This is a genomic window from Synechococcus sp. CBW1006, from assembly GCF_015840525.1.
GTDB lineage: Bacteria > Cyanobacteriota > Cyanobacteriia > PCC-6307 > Cyanobiaceae > CBW1002.
In genome coordinates this window covers 3,500,177-3,516,588 of record NZ_CP060396.1, presented here as the reverse complement: position 1 = coordinate 3,516,588, position 16,412 = coordinate 3,500,177, and the positions used below count along the sequence as shown (strand labels likewise).

Below are 16,412 nucleotides of genomic sequence, written 5' to 3'. Positions count from 1 at the left end.
GTCACAATGAGTCCAGCTCTGTCGACCCTTGGCGGCCGCCGTTCCAGCCAGCCGGTGCGGGTGGCCGTGGCGGGTCTGGGTTTCGGGGAGACGGTGCATCTGCCCGCCCTGCGCAGTGGCCTTCTCACCGAACCGGTGGCCCTGTGGCATCCGCGGGCCGAGCGATTGGAGCAGGCCTGTCACCGCGCCGAACTGCCCGGCCACACCGATTTCGATGCCCTGCTCGGCGACCCGCAGATCGAGGCGGTGGTGATCGCCACCCCACCGGGCCCCCGGTTTGATCTGGCCCGGCGCGCCCTGCTGGCGGGCAAGCACCTGTTGCTGGAGAAGCCCGTGGCCCTGGAGGCGGCCCAGATCGAGGAGCTGCAGCGCCTTGCCCTGCGGCAACGCTGCTGTGTGGCGGTGGATTTCGAATACCGGGCTGTGCCGTTGTTTCAGCAGATGGCAGCCCTGATCGCAGAGGGGGTGCTGGGTGATCCCTGGCTGGTGAAGCTGGATTGGCTGATGAGCAGCCGCGCCGATGGCCAGCGTCCCTGGACCTGGTATTCCCAGGTGGAGCAGGGCGGCGGGGTGCTGGGCGCCCTCGGGACTCACGCCTTCGACACGCTCCACTGGCTGGTGGGCCCGACCCGCAGCCTTCGGGCCCAGCTCAGCACTGCCATCACTGAGCGTCCCCTGCCGGGGCCGGGCGAGGGTCGGGCGGCGGTGGATGCCGAAGACATCGCCCTGCTGCAGATGGTTCTGGGCACCGCCTCTGGCGTCCGCACCCCGGCCCAGGTGACGCTGGCCTCGGTGACCCGTCAGGGCCGGGGCTACTGGATCGAGCTCTATGGCAGCGAGGCCACCCTGGTGCTGGGTTCGTCAAACCAGAGCGATTATGTGCACGGCTTCCAGCTGTGGATGGCCCGGCCGGGCGAGGCGCTGCGGCCGCTCCCAGCCGATCCGTCACTCGCCTTTGCCCGCACCTGGGAGGACGGCCGGGTGGCACCGGTGCAGCGGATTCAGCAGTGGTGGGCCGAGGCGATCCGCGAGGGCCGTCCGATGCTGCCGGGCCTGGCGGAAGCGGTGGCGAGCCAGCGTTGCTGCGACTGGGCACGGCAGGGCACGTCGGGCGAAGCGTCCCTGGCGCTTGATCCCTGAGTCAGGCCGTGGAGCGGCACTGGTGAGGGCCTGGGTCTTGAGGGGGATCCCCTAGACTCGCCGCCAGACCAAGGCGGGTTGACCGACCCCGGCCCGGCTCCTGAGCCGGACCCCTTCAGAGCACGGCTCCACCCGAGCACGGCCCTACCTGTCCCCTGGTGTCACCCAGTCCCATACCCACCGATCCGAGGTTCTATCCATGGCGCTCGTTCCGCTTCGGCTGCTGCTCGACCACGCCGCTGAGAACGGCTACGGCATCCCTGCCTTCAACGTCAACAACCTGGAGCAGGTGCAGTCGATCATGGAGGCTGCCTACGAGACCGACAGCCCCGTCATCCTGCAGGCATCCCGCGGTGCCCGCCAGTACGCCGGTGAGGCCTTTCTGCGGCACCTGATCCTGGCCGCCGTGGAAACCTATCCCGACATCCCGGTGGTGATGCACCAGGACCACGGCAACAGCCCTGCCACCTGCTTCGGTGCCGCCGCCAACGGTTTCACCTCGGTGATGATGGACGGCTCACTGATGGCCGACGCCAAGTCGCCGGCCAGCTACGAGTACAACGTGGCTGTGACCAAGGAAGTGGTCGACGTGGCCCACGCCATCGGCGTGAGCGTCGAAGGCGAACTGGGTTGCCTGGGTTCCCTGGAGACCGGCATGGGTGAGGCCGAGGACGGCCACGGTTTCGAGGGCAAGCTCGACCACAGCCAGCTGCTCACCGATCCCGCTGAGGCCGCCGACTTCGTCGCCAAGACCAAGGTCGACGCCCTGGCCATCGCCATCGGCACCAGCCACGGCGCCTATAAGTTCACCCGCAAGCCCACCGGTGAAGTGCTGGCGATCAGCCGCATCGCTGAAATCCACAAGGCCATCCCCAACACCCACCTGGTGATGCACGGCTCCTCCTCGGTTCCCCAGGAGTGGCTGGACATGATCAACAAGTACGGCGGCGCCATCCCCGAGACCTACGGCGTACCCGTCGAAGAGATCCAGGAGGGCATCCGCAATGGCGTGCGCAAGGTGAACATCGACACCGACAACCGCCTCGCCTTCACTGCCGCCGTGCGGGAAGCCGCCTTCAAGGATCCCGCCAACTTCGATCCCCGCCACTTCAACAAGCCCGCCCGGGCCTACATGAAGCAGGTGTGCCTGGATCGCTACCAGCAGTTCTGGTGTGCCGGCAACGCCAGCAAGATCAAACAGCGCGACATCAACTACTACGCCGCTCTCTACGCCAAGGGCGAACTCGATCCCAAGACCGCCGTGGCTGCCTGATTGATTCCCGGTACGTCACCGGTTGACAAGCAGGTCACATTGAATCGGTCCAGGGGAGCATAAGCTCCCCTTTTTTCATGGATGCATGCCGCTCTGGCTAAGGATCAGCTATCGGTGCCTGAGGTGAAGGACTCGCTTGGGTCGCCAGGTTGGAACGACGCGGATCGAGGAGGGCCTCAATCCCTTTCTCCAGGGTCTCCTCCATGGCGATGCGAGTACCGTCGCTCACCACCACCCGCGTCAAGGTGGGCAGACCGCCGTTGCGCGCCTTGAGATACACCGGCTCGACATAGAGCAGCGCCTCGCCAACCGGCATCACCAGCAGATTTCCCTGGATCACCTGGGAACCAGCTCGATCCCAGAGACCGAACTGCTGACTGATCCTGGGATTCTGATTGATCAGGGCCTGAATCTGCTCTGGCCCGAAGATCGGTGTCTGGCTGGGGAAGCGCAGCAGCACCAGTTCACCGTAGTGGGGAGCATCGCTGCGTGCCGCAAGCCAGCCCGCCAGGTTGGGGCGTGCCAGGGGGGTGAGGGGCTGCAGCAGCAGGAATTCAGGTTGTTGCCGGCCAGCCACCTGGCCGCTGATGTGATATGGCTTCACCGGCACCTGACTGTTGCCGTAGAGCTCCATCGGCACCTGCCAGACGTCGTCGCCGCTGTAGAACACGCGGGGATCGGTCACGTGATAGCGCAGCAACTGGGTCGTCTGTAACTCAAACTGGCGCAGGGGATAGCGGATATGGGCCTGCAAAACGTCGGGCATCTTCCAGAGGGGTTGAAACAACCCCGGGAACAGACGCCTCCAGCTGGCGATGATCGGGTCAGTGGGCTCACTCACATACAGCTGCACGGAGCCGTTGTAGGCATCGACCACAGCCTTGACGGAATTGCGCAGATAGCGGATGTCCGGGTCGCCTGGCACGGCGGCGCTGTAGGGATAGGTGCGGCTGGTGGTGAACGCATCCACGATCCAGTACTGATGCTGCGCGCGGGGGAAGTGGCCATCCTGCCTGAGTTGGACTGAAACCAGATAGGGCTCATTCTCGAAGCGGAGAAACGGCGCCAGGGTGCGAAGTCGTTCACGCACCTCGCGGCGCAGCAGCAGGCGGGTCGAGCTGGTCAGAGCCCCCTGGCTGAGCAGTTTCGGTTCGCTCAGGTAAAGCGATGCCGCCAGCCGCTGCCAGGGATGGCCGATCGGTACGCCGGCGGTGCCGCTGTACCGCGAATAGAAGTTGTCGTCTCCCTGGGGGTAATCGAACTCTTCCACCTTCGACGGAGCCAGGGCATAGGGGGAGCTGAGGGCGCCGAAGTAGAGCGCCGGCCGGCCGATCGGGATGCCGGCCTTCACGGCTGCGGCGCTGATCCCCAGTTGACGACTGCCCTGCACTCGGGTGGAAGCGCCCAGATCACTGATGAAGAATTCAGGCAGTCCATCCGGACCGCTGGTGTTCACCGGCGACACCGTGAAGCCATTGCCGTGGGTGAAGACCAGATGGCGGTTGAGCCAGGTGCGCGCCGCCGTGGGCAGGGCCGCCTGATCCATTTCCCGTGGCGTGATGATCACCTGTTGCCGCCCGCTCCCCTGGCTGTGGCGCAGTGCGTAGCGATCGACGGCCGGCTCGGAGAAGCGGTAGTAGACACGGAGCTGCTGCAGCTGGCGGTTGGTGGCCAGCAGGGGCTGGCTGTCCCAGAGGCGGATGTTGCGCAGGGTGGCCTGACCCTGCTCGACATCGGCGCGGGTCAGCCGGTCGCGTGGGTTGACATTGCGACTGGAGATCCGATCCAGCTGAAAGGCATGGCGGGTCGCTCGGATCGAGCGCTCCAGGTAGGGGGTCTCCCGCTCGAGCTCCCGCGGCTTGACCACCAACAGCTGAACCAGCGGCAGCAGCAGGGCCTCCACCAGTGGCGTGGCCGCCAGGGCGAGAGCCGTGCAGCCGATGGCGGCCCCCCGCAGGCCCCGCCGCGGCAGGGGCACCAGAATCACCACCGCCAGCGTCAACGCCAGCAGGGCGGCGAGGGTGCGCAGGGGTAAGGAGACGTGCACATCGAACCAGCCAGCTCCGGGCACGCTGCCCACGGTGCTGAGCAGGAGCTGGTGGCGTCCCAGCCAGAAGGCGGCGGCGGCCAACAGGGACAGGGCCGCCAGGGGGGCGCGCAGGGCCAGCAGCTGGGGGGGGGTGAAGCCGGCGAAACGGCCATCGCTGAGCTGGGGTGGCCGGGCCAGCACACCCCAGAGTCCGCAGGCCAGTCCTCCGATCAGCAGACAGCTCAGCAGGGTGAGCAGAAAGGCGAGTGCGGGGAAACGCAGCAGGGCGAAGCTGATGTCGGCCCCGAGCAAGGGTTCGGTGATCCCCGCATCGCGGGCCACCAGGGCCACGCTCCAGAGGCTCCAGCCTCGAGCCAGGGCCATGGCTCCCGCGGCACCCAGCACACCCGCCACCAGCCGCGCCGTTGCCATCGGCCGGATCAGCAGAGCCAGCAGGACCAGGGCGCTCGCCAGCAGCATGGGCATGGAGGGAGGCCCCTCCAGGGCGATCAGGCCATGCAGGCGGCTCGGATCGAACGGGGCCAGCAGCAACCGCCGGGCCAGCCACAGCGCAATGGTCAGGGCCACCACCTGCAGCCCGGCCAGCAGGGTCAGAACGCCGCCATAGGCCAGGGGCGGCAGGGTGTGGCGCTCCGGAGCGAGGCGCGGCAGACGCCAGAGATGACGAAGCCAGAGCTGCAGCCCCAGTGCCAGGGCCAGACCCACCCCGAGCCCTGCCAGCTGCAGGGTCCAGCGCAGCAGAAGCACGCCGCTGAAACCGAACTGGGCGAACCACTGCCACTCGATCCAGAGGCGCGCTGAGCTCCAGAGCAGCAGCACGCCCATCATCCCCACCACCAGAGAGAGGAGCAGGCGCTGGGGAAGGGAGAGGCCGGACAGCCGCGGCGTTGTCATGGGCACGCGGATCGCTGATTGAGCGTAGGCAGGCGCGTTGCAGCCAGCACCAGCAGCGCGACAGCCAACGTCACGATTGAAATCCCTACTCTCAAAGTCGGGATTGATGCAGGCTGCTCGAAACCGCTGATAGCCTCTGTTGAGCTTCAGTCGTAGCCGTGACGGTCACCCTCTCCCGCTCCACCCTGACGGGGCCCACCTTCACGGGGCTGCGCTGCAAGGAATGCGGCCACGCCTATGAGGCCACCGCCCGTCATGTCTGCGAAGACGTCTGCTTCGGGCCGCTGGAAGTGGTGTACGACTACGACGCGATTCGCGCCCGCGTCAGCCGCGCCACGATCGAGGCCGGCCCCACCTCGATCTGGCGCTATCGCGAGTTTCTGCCGATCCAAGGCGACCCGATCGATGTCGGCACCGGCTTCACGCCCCTGCTCAAGGCCAACCGTCTGGCCCGCCGGCTCGGTCTCAAGAATCTCTACATCAAGAACGACGGTGTCAACATGCCGACGCTCTCGTTCAAGGATCGGGTGGTGTCGGTGGCGCTCACCCGGGCCCGCGAACTGGGCTTCACCACGGTGAGCTGTGCCAGCACCGGCAACCTGGCCAATTCCACCGCCGCCATCGCCGCCCATGCCGGCCTGGAATGCTGTGTGTTCATCCCCAGTGATCTGGAGCTGGGCAAGGTGCTCGGCACCCTGATCTACAACCCCACCCTGATGGCGGTGAAGGGCAACTACGACCAGGTGAACCGCCTCTGCTCCGAGGTGGCCAACACCTATGGCTGGGGGTTTGTGAACATCAATCTGCGCCCCTATTACTCCGAAGGTTCCAAGACCCTCGGCTACGAGGTGATCGAACAGCTCGGTTGGCAACTGCCCGACCACATCGTGGCGCCCCTGGCCTCTGGTTCCCTGTTCACCAAGATCCGCAAGGGCTTTGATGAATTCATCAAGGTAGGCCTGGTGGATGAGAAGCCGGTGCGCTTCAGCGGCGCCCAGGCCGAAGGCTGCTCCCCGATCGCCCAGGCCTTCGCCGAAGGCCGCGACTTCATCACCCCGGTGAAGCCCAACACCATCGCCAAGTCGATTGCCATTGGTAACCCCGCCGATGGTCCCTATGCCATCGACATCGCCAACAGGACCGGTGGCAGCATCGCCGCGGTCAACGACGAGGAGATCGTCGAGGGCATCAAGCTGCTGGCAGAAACTGAGGGCGTGTTCACCGAGACCGCCGGAGGCACCACCATCGCCGTGCTCAAGAAGCTGGTGGAGCAGGGCAAGATCGACCCCAACGAAACCACCGTGGCCTACATCACCGGCAATGGCCTCAAGACCACCGAAGCCATTGCCTCCGCCATCGGTGAACCCTTCCTGATCGAAGCCCAGCTCGACAGCTTCAACAGTGCCTGGGAGCGGGCCCAGGCCCTGCACCGGGCCGACTGGGACACGATCGGCTGATCGCTCGTTCTTCGCTCTGTTTCTTCTTTCTTTCCTCCATGGCGATTCAGGTTCTGATCCCCACCCCCCTGCAGAAGTTCACCAGCAACGCCGCCAGCGTTGATGTGGACGCCACCAGTGTCGACGAGTTGCTTCAGGCCCTCGAAGGCCATTTCCCCGGGATCCTGGCCCGTCTGTGTGACGAGAACGGCAAGTTGCGCCGTTTTCTGAACGTCTACGTCAACAGCGAGGACATCCGCTTCCTTGACAACCAGGCCACCCCACTCAAAGACGGCGACGAAGTCAGCATCGTGCCCGCCGTAGCCGGCGGCTGACCAGGAGGGGAGGCCCATGGTTTTCCGCGCCCAGCTGTGCCTGCCAGCACTCAATGGGGCAGGGATTGTCCATAGGCTCAGCGCATCTTCCGTGCAGCTGGATCCATGACCCAAGCTCCCGATGCCCCCATGGCACTGAAGCCGGATCAGAGCGCCGCCCTGTCGATGGCGGCGGCGGGCAAGGCCCAGCTCTTTGACTACCGCCAGGCCGCCAATCCGGTGCGGCGCGGCCTGACCGAGCCGATCCCGGAGGGGCGCTGGGGGCCTGAGCTGCACGCCAACGGCCCCAGCGCCATTCTTCCCCTCGATCTCAGCGACGAACTGGGTTGTCGGGGTCCGGCCACCAGTCCTGCCCTGAGTGCCAACTTCATCCGCATCCTGGCGGGTGAAACAATCAGCGCCGGGGCCAATGCCACCAGCTTCCTGTTTTATGTCTGGCGTGGGGCCGGCCATTGCCTGCGGCCAGCCGGTGCCTACGGCGGTCCGTTGAATCAGCCCTGGAGCCAGGGGGATCTCTTCGTGCTTCCCTGCGGTGAGGCGGCCCAGCTGGAGGCCCAGGAGGAGAGCGTTCTCTACTGGGTCCATGACGAGCCCCTGCTCAACCACCTGGGGGTGAGCGCCGATCAGCCCCGCTTCGAGCCCACCCACTACCCAGGCGAGTGGCTGCGGCGGGAGTTGGCGGCCCTGGCGGCCGACCCCAGCAGCGCCCGCAGCAACCGCCTCAGCCTGCTTCTGGCCAACAGCGATCTGCCCAGGAGCCGCACCGTCACCCACACCCTCTGGGCCATGTATGGGTTGGTACCGGCCGGGGCCATCCAGCCCCCCCACCGCCACCAGTCGGTGGCCCTCGACCTGGTGATCGCCTGCGCACCGGGCTGTGCCACCCTCTCTGGGCCCGAGCTCAATGCTGATGGCACGATCCGCAATCCCCTGCGCATGGAGTGGGAGCCCGGGGCAGCCTTCGTGACCCCGCCGGGCCACTGGCACGGTCACATCAACGAGAGTGGCGAAGACGCCCTGCTTCTGCCGATCCAGGACGCCGCCCTGCACACTTACCTGCGCAGCCTTGACATCCGCTTTTCCGCTCCTTGAACGACACTCTGACCAGCATTGAGCAGCTGCGGCACACCGGGCATCCCTTCATCTTGGCCGATCACCAGGGTCTGATCCTGGAAGTGAACGACAGTTTTGAACAGGTGTATGGCTGGCATCAGGCCGACCTGGTCGCCAAGCCGCTCAGTGTGATCCTGCCGGATGCCTTCAAACTGTCCCATCACCTTGGCTTTTCACGCTTTCAGGTCACTGAAGAATCGAAGGTGCTCAACCATCCCCTGCGTCTGCGCACGGTCTGCAGCTCCGGCGCCGAAGTGGTGTCGGAGCACTACATCGTGGCCGAAAAGCGTGGCGATTACTGGTGCTTCGGCGCCACGCTCACACCCCTGCCTGAAGGCACCGAGCCCACCGTGGGCTGACCTGATCAGTGAGGGCGGATCAGATCCGGCAGGCTGAAGAGACCGAGGCTGCAATGTCTTCGGCCACTGCAGGCGATGGCTGGCCGGCACCGGCTGAAGCGGCGGCGGATTCATAGGCCTCCACGATCCGGCGGAAGTCCTCACCCTGCAGCGTTTCTTCCTCCACCAGGCGATCCACCAGGTCGTCGAGCAGGGGGCGGCGTGTCTCCAGAAGAGACACCGCCTGATCGAGGGCTTCCTGGGCCAGCGTGCGCACCCGCAGGTCAATCTCGCGGCCGGTGCGATCGGCGTAACCCGGACGGGTATGGATCAGATCACGGCCCAGAAACACTTCGGCACCATCACCCTCCAGAGCCACTGGCCCGAGGCTGGAGAAGCCATAGCGGGTGACCATTTCGCGGCAGATCCTGCTGACCAGCAGCAGATCTCCACTGGCACCCTGGGTCACTTCGCTGGCCCCGAACACGACAAGCTCAGCGGCTCTGCCGCCCAGGGCCACCACCAAGCGAGCCTGCAGATAGGCCTTGGTGATCAGGCCGGAATCGAGGATGTCCTCGTCGGGCATCATGCGAGCAAAACCGCCCACACCACCAGCCCGAGGGAGCAGGGTCACCTTGTCGAGTTTGTCGGCATGGGGCACCAGCGTGGTGAGCAGGGCATGGCCCACCTCGTGGTAAGCGATCAGGCGTTTCTTGGCACCGTCCTGCAGGGGAGCCACCGTCAGCCCCATGGTGATCCGCTCGAGCGCATCGGAGAGGGCGGCATCGTCGAGAACGGTCTGCTGTCTGCGGGCGGTGAGGATCGCGGCCTCGTTCAGCAGGTTGGCCAGGTCGGCACCTGAAAAGCCTGGGGTGCGGCTGGCCCAGACCCCGAGGCTCACCTTGGGACCCAGGGGCCGGCTGCGGGCATGGACCGCCAGGATGGCCTCGCGGCCGCGTCGATCCGGCAGGTCGACAGTGATGCGGCGATCGAACCTGCCGGGCCGCATCAGGGCCGAATCCAGCACATCCGGACGGTTGGTGGCCGCCAACAGAATCACGCCGGAGTTTTCCTCGAAGCCGTCCATCTCGGTGAGCAGCTGGTTCAGCGTCTGCTCGCGCTCGTCATTGCCGCCACCGATGCCGGCGCCGCGCTGGCGTCCGACCGCATCGATCTCGTCAATGAAAATGATGCAGGGCGCCTTGGCCTTGGCTTTGCGGAACAGATCGCGAACCCGGCTGGCGCCGACTCCCACGAACAATTCGACGAATTCCGATGCCGCCATCGAGAAGAACGGCACACCGGCTTCGCCGGCGATCGCCTTGGCCAGCAGTGTCTTGCCGGTGCCGGGAGGGCCCACCAGAAGAACACCTCTGGGGATCTTGGCACCGAGGCTGGTGAAGCGCTCCGGTGACTGCAGAAAGGTCACCACCTCCTGCAACTCCTCCTTGGCCTCGCCGATGCCGGCCACATCTTCGAACCGCACCGTCACGGTGCCGTCCTCCTGAAGCCGCGGCTGGCTGCGGCCGAAGCCCATCGCCTTGTTGGCCGCCGAGGCGGAGCGGCGTAGCAGCAGACTCAGCCCTGTGAGCAACAGCACCACCAGCAGCACGTTGCCCAGCAGGCCTGCCGCGGCCTCGTCCTTGCGGTCGTCGCGCACCGTGAGCGGCACGCGAGCCTCCTCCGCGGCGCGCAGCAACATCTGGTCGTTGCTGAACACCGCCACCGACTCCTTGCGGCCGTCCTGGAAGGTGACGCGCACCTCCCGCTGACGTGGCGACAGCTCCAGGTCCTTCACCAGGCCCTTGTCCAGATCCCGGAGCAGCTGGCTGTAGCTCAGCTCGGCAGGGCGGCCTGAACTGGTGCCAGCAGCCGAAGGAGCAACAGAAGAATCTGCGGCGGCTTTCGCCGGAGCCTCTGCGCCGGAGGAGGGAGAGGCGGCGCCAGGAGCGGCACCATCAATGGGTTTGGACTTGGGATCCCCGTTCGGGGAGGCCGTTGAAGGGCTGGCGCTCACGGGATCTTCGTTCTGAAGACGAGCTTAGCGATTTGACGAAAGGCAAGTTGACCACGGAAGATCGTTGTTTGGCTGCTAAGGAAACCCAGGGATGGCTGTTCCCAAGAAGAAAACCTCCAAGGGCAAGCGCAATCAGCGCCATGCCACCTGGAAGGGCAAGGCTGTTGTGGCGGCCCAGAAGGCCCTCTCGATCGGCAAAGCCGTGTTGAGTGGCCGTGCCCAGGGCTTCGTCTACCCCGTTGCTGACGACGACTCCAGCGCAGACTGAGGATGGAAGTCGGCCTGAGGGCCTGGACCGCTCCAGAGGCAGCGGCGTCTGCTGTCCAGCAGGATCACAGCTTCAGCGGACAGGTTCTGGTACCAGTTGGGCGGCAGGCTGTAGATGCAGGAGCGCACCAACCCCTCCAGACGCTCCATCGGTAAAGCCGATCCACTCAGTCGGCGTTGCCTTGCTTCGGCCTGAAAGCGCCAGCGCCGCGCCAGGCTCCAGCGCTGGGGGCGCAGTTGCCATAGCGCACTCAGCTCCTGCCAGAGGGGCTGATAGCTCTTGAGATGGCAATTCCAGATCGGCAGCCAGGCCTGTTCCTCCGCACTCAACCCCGGAGGGATGAGGCTGATCAGCCGATCAGCAGTGGCGCTGTGCGTTCCTGCGAATCTTTTTTCGGCCGCGTAGCTCTCGCTGGAAAGAAGGGCCTGAAGAGTGGCTTCCGGTATCTCCCGGCAGCCCAGGAGCCAGCCGTCGAGCAGGAGCAGCTGCGGTTCGCCTTGCCACTGGCCACAGCGATCCCCTTCCCCCTGCCGCAGCCGCTTATCAAAGCGGGGCAGCACCAGCGTTCCGCCCCGGCGCCACTGGGCGATGGCAGCCTGGGCCAGGGCGGGATCGTGGCTGCCGGGTGGACCGCGCAGCACACCGAAGGGATTGCCGGCCATGGCCTGCTTTCGCTCCGTCCAAGGCAGATAGAGGTCGTCGATCGATGCCACCGCGATCGGCAGGTCCAGCTCCCGGGCGAGGCGTGTGATCAGGGCCAGCAGGGTGCTCTTGCCGGCGCCGATCGGGCCATTCAGGCCGAGCACATGGCGTTCGCCGCTGTCGACCAGCTGGCGGCAGCGTTCCAGCAGCGGCAGCCAGCCGCCCCAGAGCAGCGATGGATGGGCCGTCGGCGCTGGGCTCAGGTGCGCCAGTTGGGTCTTCCACTTCTGCACCCAGCTGACCGGCTCAGTGACGCCGCCGATGGCCAGCAGGTCTCTGTAAGGCTGTTCAGGAAACATCCTGGCCGGTTCCGGTAGCCAGAGCGGGGCGGCGGAATCGGTATCGGTCACGACGCGACTCACGATCCCAGCTTGAACGCCTCCAGCACCACGGCGTACACCCCACCCATCCGCAGGTTGTCAACCAGAACCCAGATCAGGGGTGGCTCCTGCCGGACCCAGCGGGTGCGGAGCCGCACCAGCAGTTCGGTCCCCAGCACACAACCCAGCACCACCATGGGCCTCCCTCCTGGGGCCTTCAGCAGGAGTAGGGAGGTGAGGTTCTGGCCCAGGTAGAAGCCGATCAGCAGGGCCAGCAGGGCCAGGCTGCGCACCCGCCAACCTCCTGCCACCGCACCGCGCAGCTGCTGCAGCCAGCGGTCCTGGGCCTGTTGCCAGCGGGTCTGGCTGAGGGGAAGGCGGGTCATGGGCGTGCCGGATTTCAGGCCGGATCCAGCAACGATTGCAGATAGGAGAGCGTGATCTCCCCCTGCACGCAAGTCGGCCCCCGCTCGATCCGGTTGGGATGCTCCGCCTCACCAAGGTGATCCACCACGGCGGCGGCCTTGGCGAAGGCCTGGGCCGGCTCGGCCGCGCTGAAGGCGCTGCGGCTGATCAGGCAGGTAAGCCCCGCCCCGCAGGCGGCCCGCAGACCGTTGACGGAATCCTCAAGGGCGATGCTGCGGCCGGGCGTCGCCCCCAGCTGCTCGCAGCCGAGCCGATAGGCCTCGGGGTCGGGTTTCTTGCGGGTCACGTCGCCTCCGCAGATCCACACCGGAAGCAGGCTGACCGCTTCAGGCAGCTGCGCCTCCATCAGAGCTGCCACCGCCTCGCGTCCGCTGGTGGTCACGATCGCCTGGGCCAGCCCTGCTGCTGCCGCCTGCCTCATCAGCCGCACCACACCGGGTCGCAGCTCCACCCGCCCCTCGCCCAGCAGGCGGCGGTAGTGCTGTTGCTTGCGGCGTTGCAGCGCCTGCACCCGTTCCGGGTCCGGCGCGACGCCCTCCACCTCGGTGAGGAAGGCGCTGATCCGCTCGTGGCCGCCGCTGATCGCCAACAGGCGGCCGTAGGTGTCCACATCCCAGTGCCAGGGCAGGCCCGCCTCGGCGAAGGCAGCGTTGAAGGCCGGCCGGTGTCCGTCGCGCTCGGTTTCGGCGATGGTGCCGTCCACATCCCAGAGCAAGGCCTCCAGTGGCATCGGCAGGTTGACAACGTCTGACCTCAGGCTGCCAGGCCTGCGGCAGCGCCGCAGAATGGGGAGCCTTCGCCGCGCACCGTTGCTCCCTGAGCATCCCGAGCAACGCTGGCAGCTACCGCCGCCCTTGCCCGCAGGCGATCTCACGCCCTCGCTGGATGGCCAGGCATTGCCAGCCGAGCTGCTGGCGGTGTTGCGTCGCCGCGGGCTGAAGAGTGCCGCCGCGATCGAGGCCCTGCTCGATCCACCGGCAGCCCCCGATCCCCATGCCCATTTCGCCGATCTGGCCGTGGCGGTGCAGCGGCTGGAGCAGGCCTGTCGCGAGGGTGAACGGTTAGCGATCTGCGGCGATTACGACGCCGATGGCATGACCAGCACGGCCCTGCTGGTGGGGGTGCTGCAGCGCCTGGGCGCCCGGCCGATGGCCGCCATCCCCAGTCGGCAGGACGATGGCTACGGCCTCAATGCCGCCATGGTCGAATGGCTGGCCGGCGAAGGGATTGCCCTGCTGGTGACGGTCGACAACGGCATCGCCGCCGCGGAGGCCCTTGAGCGCGCCCGCCAGCTGGCCGTGGAGGTGATCCTCACCGACCATCACACGATTCCTGAGCAGCGGCCGCCCTACCTGGCCCTGCTCCATCCGGCCTGCACGCCGCCCGAGTCCCCCTTCCGCAGCCTGGCCGGGGTGGGCCTCGCCTACGTGCTGGCCATGGCCCTCAGCCAGCAGATGGGCAGCCGCCAGGGCCTGGACGCTGCCCGCGATCTGTTCTGCATCGGCACCATTGCCGACATGGCGCCCCTGCTGGGGGTGAACCGGCGCTGGTTGCTGGATGGCCTGCCCCAGCTGCGCCGCAGCCGCCTGGCCGGCCTGCAGGCCCTGCAGCGGGTGGCGGGCCTGGAGGACGATGCTGTGGATGCGCAGGTGGTGGGTTTCCAGCTCGCTCCGCGGATCAACGCGGTGGGGCGCCTCGGCGATCCCGAGCTGGTGGTGGAGCTGCTCACCACCGACGACCCTGATCGCGCCCTGGAGCTGGCGCGTGACTGTGAAGCCCTCAACCGCCAGCGGCGCGAACTCTGCGGCGCCATCGAGGCCGAGGCCATTGCCCTGGTCGACGCCGATGGCCCCCATCGCAGCCACTTCCTGCTGCTCGCTCAGAGCCATTGGCACCACGGGGTGATCGGCATCGTCGCTTCGCGCCTGGTGGAGCGCTATGGCCGGCCGGTGGCCCTGCTGGCCGGCGAGGGAAACGGCCGCTTGAGGGCCTCGGTGCGGGCCCCGCGTGGTTTTGCCGTGGACAGGGCTCTGCAGGAGTGCACCGATCTGCTGGAGCGCCATGGCGGCCATCCCGCCGCCGGGGGGTTCACGGTGCTGGCCGAACGGGTGGCGGCCCTGCATGAGCGGCTCGATGGCCTCGCCGCCGCCTGGCTGGGGGGCCAGGCCGGTGGCCCGGTGGTGGAGCCGGATGCGCTGCTGCGGTTGGAGCGGATCGACCGGCCGTTCTGGCGGCAGCTGCAGCGGCTCGAGCCCTTCGGGATCGGCCATGCCACGCCGGTGTTCTGGGCTGCGGACTGCCAGGTGAGCAGCCAGAAGTTGCTGCGTGGTGGCCATCTCGAGCTGGAACTGCGCCAGGGGGAGGCGGCCCTGCGGGCAATCGCCTGGCGCTGGCAGGGCGAGGCTGTGGTGCCACCGCGGGTGGACGTGGCTTTCCAGCTGCGCAACAACCGCTGGCAGGGGACCGAACGGCTGCAGCTGGAGTTGGTGGCCCTGCGACCCAGCGGTGCCGAGGAGGTGCTGCTGCAACGGGCCCATCGCACCTACCGATGTCGCCGCCAGGGGGAGGCGGTGCTGATCTGCAATGCCGCCGGTGAGAAGCTGCTGTCTCTCCCCGATGGTCGCCTCACCGACGCGGATAGCGGCTGCAGCCGGCCCGAGCATCCGTACCTGCGCACCCTGGTGCAGGAGGCTTCGATGGCCCTGGGACTGGTGGCCTGATGGTGCGCCCCAGCCCCCGTGCCCAGATCCAGCATCTCGGTCGCCATCTGATCGACCTGGGATTTCTCGGCCTGATGGTGGGGGCCGCCTGCTGGCCCCTGAACCTGGTGGACCGCTGGCAGGATCGCCTGCTGGAGAGGATGCCCGGTTTCGGCGGGGGGGCGTGGTCGGCCGCCAGTCTGGCGCTGGTGCTGGTGCCGCTGGTGGTGATGCCCCTGCTGCTGGTGCTGCAGGCGGGCCCCTGGAAGGACGGGCGGGGATCGGGCATCCCCCAGACGATGGAAAGCCTTCACGATCCGGAGCGGCGGGAGCTGCTGCTGGCGGCCACGCCCACCTGGCGGCGCTCCCTGCTCTGGACGGTCGCCAGCCTCGCCCTGTTCTCGCTGGGACGGGAAGGCCCGGTGGTGCAGGTGGGGGCCAGTGTGGCCCATGCCCTGCGCCGTCGCTTCCCGGCGCTGCTGCGGGGGCTGGTTCCTGGCGGCGTATTGGCGATCGCTGCCGGAGCCGGTTTGGCGGGTGGCTTCAACAGCCCCCTGATGGGGGTGGTGTTCATGGCTGAGGAGCTCACCGGTCGCTTTCAGTCGGCCCTGATCTGGCCGGGCTTGATGGTCTGTGCCACCGCTGCCCTGATGAGCCATTGGGGTGGCGAACCGCTCTACGGACTTGGGGTGGTGGCCAATGCCACCCCTGAGACCGAACTGCTGCTCTGGGCGGTGCCGATCGGCCTGTCAGCCGGACTGCTGGGGGGGGCGTTTGCCTCGCTGCTGCTGGCGACAGCGCGACAGCTGCGCGTTCGGGTGCTCCGCCACCCCTGGCTCTGGGGGCTGGGGCTGGGTCTTCTGGTCAGTCTGATGCTGCTGGTCAGCGGCGGCCTCAGCGGCGGGGATGGCGAGCGCCTGATGACCCTGCTGATCGATGACCAGAAGCCCATTGCCACCGGCTGGCGGTGGTTGGGGCTGTTGGTTCTGCGAATTGTGGCCCCGATCATCCCGCTGGCGGCAGGTGTGCCAGGCGGCCTGATCGATCCGGCCTTCACCCTGGGGGCCGTCTTCGGCTCCGGGGTGATCGAGTGGTTCGGTGGTGATCCTCACGTGGGTCTGGCTCTTGGCATGGTGGCGGCCCTGGCCGGCGCCACCCAGTTGCCGGTGATGAGCATGCTCTTTGCCCTGCACATGGCAGGAGATCAGCAGCTGCTGGCCGGCCTGCTGCTGGCAGGGGCCCTGGGGGCCTATGCAGGGCGGATGTTGCTGAAATTGCCGGTGTACCACGCTCTGGCGGCCCTGGATCAGCCGAATTCGAACGCAGGCAGCGAGGCTACGTCGTGAAGTGATGTTGCATCGTCTGAGGCCCAGACCGCTTGCATCGGTGCGCGGCATTGCT

Annotated in this window: 14 protein-coding genes; 9 read left to right on the top strand and 5 right to left on the bottom strand. The window is 67.1% G+C overall.

Annotated elements, in window-relative coordinates; all coding sequences use genetic code 11:
- The first annotated feature begins 6 nt into the window (after positions 1 to 6).
- Positions 7 to 1,140, top strand: a complete 1,134-nt coding sequence (locus H8F26_RS17370; protein WP_197156086.1) for a Gfo/Idh/MocA family protein — start codon at positions 7 to 9, stop codon at positions 1,138 to 1,140.
- 199 nt (positions 1,141 to 1,339) lie between these two features.
- The gene (fba, locus tag H8F26_RS17365) at positions 1,340 to 2,413 is read left to right on the top strand and encodes a class II fructose-bisphosphate aldolase (protein WP_197156084.1); all 1,074 of its coding nucleotides are present in this window, start codon (positions 1,340 to 1,342) and stop codon (positions 2,411 to 2,413) included.
- Positions 2,414 to 2,510: 97 nt separating this feature from the next.
- On the opposite strand, the gene H8F26_RS17360 is transcribed toward fba, so the two are convergent.
- The gene (locus H8F26_RS17360; protein WP_231605325.1) at positions 2,511 to 5,357 is read right to left on the bottom strand and encodes a UPF0182 family protein; all 2,847 of its coding nucleotides are present in this window, start codon (positions 5,355 to 5,357) and stop codon (positions 2,511 to 2,513) included.
- 158 nt (positions 5,358 to 5,515) lie between these two features.
- Here H8F26_RS17360 and thrC point away from each other — a divergent pair, with 158 nt between their 5' ends.
- From thrC to H8F26_RS17340, 4 genes are all read left to right on the top strand, one after another.
- On the top strand, positions 5,516 to 6,814 hold the full coding sequence (gene thrC / locus H8F26_RS17355; protein ID WP_197156082.1) for a threonine synthase: 1,299 nt from the start codon (positions 5,516 to 5,518) through the stop codon (positions 6,812 to 6,814).
- A 38-nt stretch (positions 6,815 to 6,852) separates the two neighbouring features.
- Complete coding sequence (locus tag H8F26_RS17350) at positions 6,853 to 7,128, top strand: MoaD/ThiS family protein (protein ID WP_197156080.1); 276 nt, start codon at positions 6,853 to 6,855, stop codon at positions 7,126 to 7,128.
- Positions 7,129 to 7,233: 105 nt separating this feature from the next.
- Positions 7,234 to 8,220: a cupin gene (locus H8F26_RS17345; RefSeq protein ID WP_231605323.1), complete on the top strand. Its 987-nt coding sequence runs from the start codon at positions 7,234 to 7,236 to the stop codon at positions 8,218 to 8,220.
- Positions 8,217 to 8,600, top strand: coding sequence for a PAS domain S-box protein (locus H8F26_RS17340; RefSeq protein WP_231597928.1), 384 nt, complete (start codon positions 8,217 to 8,219; stop codon positions 8,598 to 8,600). Before H8F26_RS17345 ends, H8F26_RS17340 begins: the two co-directional genes overlap by 4 nt.
- Positions 8,601 to 8,619: 19 nt before the next feature.
- On the opposite strand, the gene ftsH is transcribed toward H8F26_RS17340, so the two are convergent.
- Positions 8,620 to 10,419, bottom strand: a complete 1,800-nt coding sequence (gene ftsH, locus H8F26_RS17335) for an ATP-dependent zinc metalloprotease FtsH (RefSeq protein ID WP_231605663.1) — start codon at positions 10,417 to 10,419, stop codon at positions 8,620 to 8,622.
- 268 nt (positions 10,420 to 10,687) lie between these two features.
- On the opposite strand from ftsH, the gene rpmF reads away from it, so the two are divergent.
- Positions 10,688 to 10,864: a 50S ribosomal protein L32 gene (rpmF, locus tag H8F26_RS17330; protein ID WP_197156077.1), complete on the top strand. Its 177-nt coding sequence runs from the start codon at positions 10,688 to 10,690 to the stop codon at positions 10,862 to 10,864.
- Here the strand turns inward: rpmF and H8F26_RS17325 are convergent.
- Genes H8F26_RS17325 through H8F26_RS17315 form a run of 3 tightly spaced genes read right to left on the bottom strand, consistent with a single transcriptional unit; the run spans position 10,828 to position 13,042 of the window.
- Positions 10,828 to 11,928, bottom strand: a complete 1,101-nt coding sequence (locus tag H8F26_RS17325; RefSeq protein ID WP_197156074.1) for a hypothetical protein — start codon at positions 11,926 to 11,928, stop codon at positions 10,828 to 10,830. The two genes, rpmF and H8F26_RS17325, sit on opposite strands and share 37 nt — an antisense overlap.
- Positions 11,925 to 12,272, bottom strand: coding sequence for a DUF565 domain-containing protein (locus H8F26_RS17320; protein WP_197156073.1), 348 nt, complete (start codon positions 12,270 to 12,272; stop codon positions 11,925 to 11,927). Before H8F26_RS17320 ends, H8F26_RS17325 begins: the two co-directional genes overlap by 4 nt.
- A 14-nt stretch (positions 12,273 to 12,286) precedes the next feature.
- Entirely contained in the window at positions 12,287 to 13,042 is a 756-nt protein-coding gene (locus H8F26_RS17315; protein WP_197156071.1) for an HAD-IA family hydrolase, read from the bottom strand.
- Between the two features lie 55 nt (positions 13,043 to 13,097).
- On the opposite strand from H8F26_RS17315, the gene recJ reads away from it, so the two are divergent.
- Together recJ and H8F26_RS17305 are read left to right on the top strand one after the other, a co-directional pair.
- On the top strand, positions 13,098 to 15,032 hold the full coding sequence (gene recJ, locus H8F26_RS17310) for a single-stranded-DNA-specific exonuclease RecJ (RefSeq protein ID WP_197159312.1): 1,935 nt from the start codon (positions 13,098 to 13,100) through the stop codon (positions 15,030 to 15,032).
- Complete coding sequence (locus H8F26_RS17305) at positions 15,032 to 16,357, top strand: chloride channel protein (protein ID WP_197156069.1); 1,326 nt, start codon at positions 15,032 to 15,034, stop codon at positions 16,355 to 16,357. The genes recJ and H8F26_RS17305 overlap by 1 nt, the downstream gene beginning before the upstream one ends.
- Positions 16,358 to 16,412: the final 55 nt, after the last annotated feature.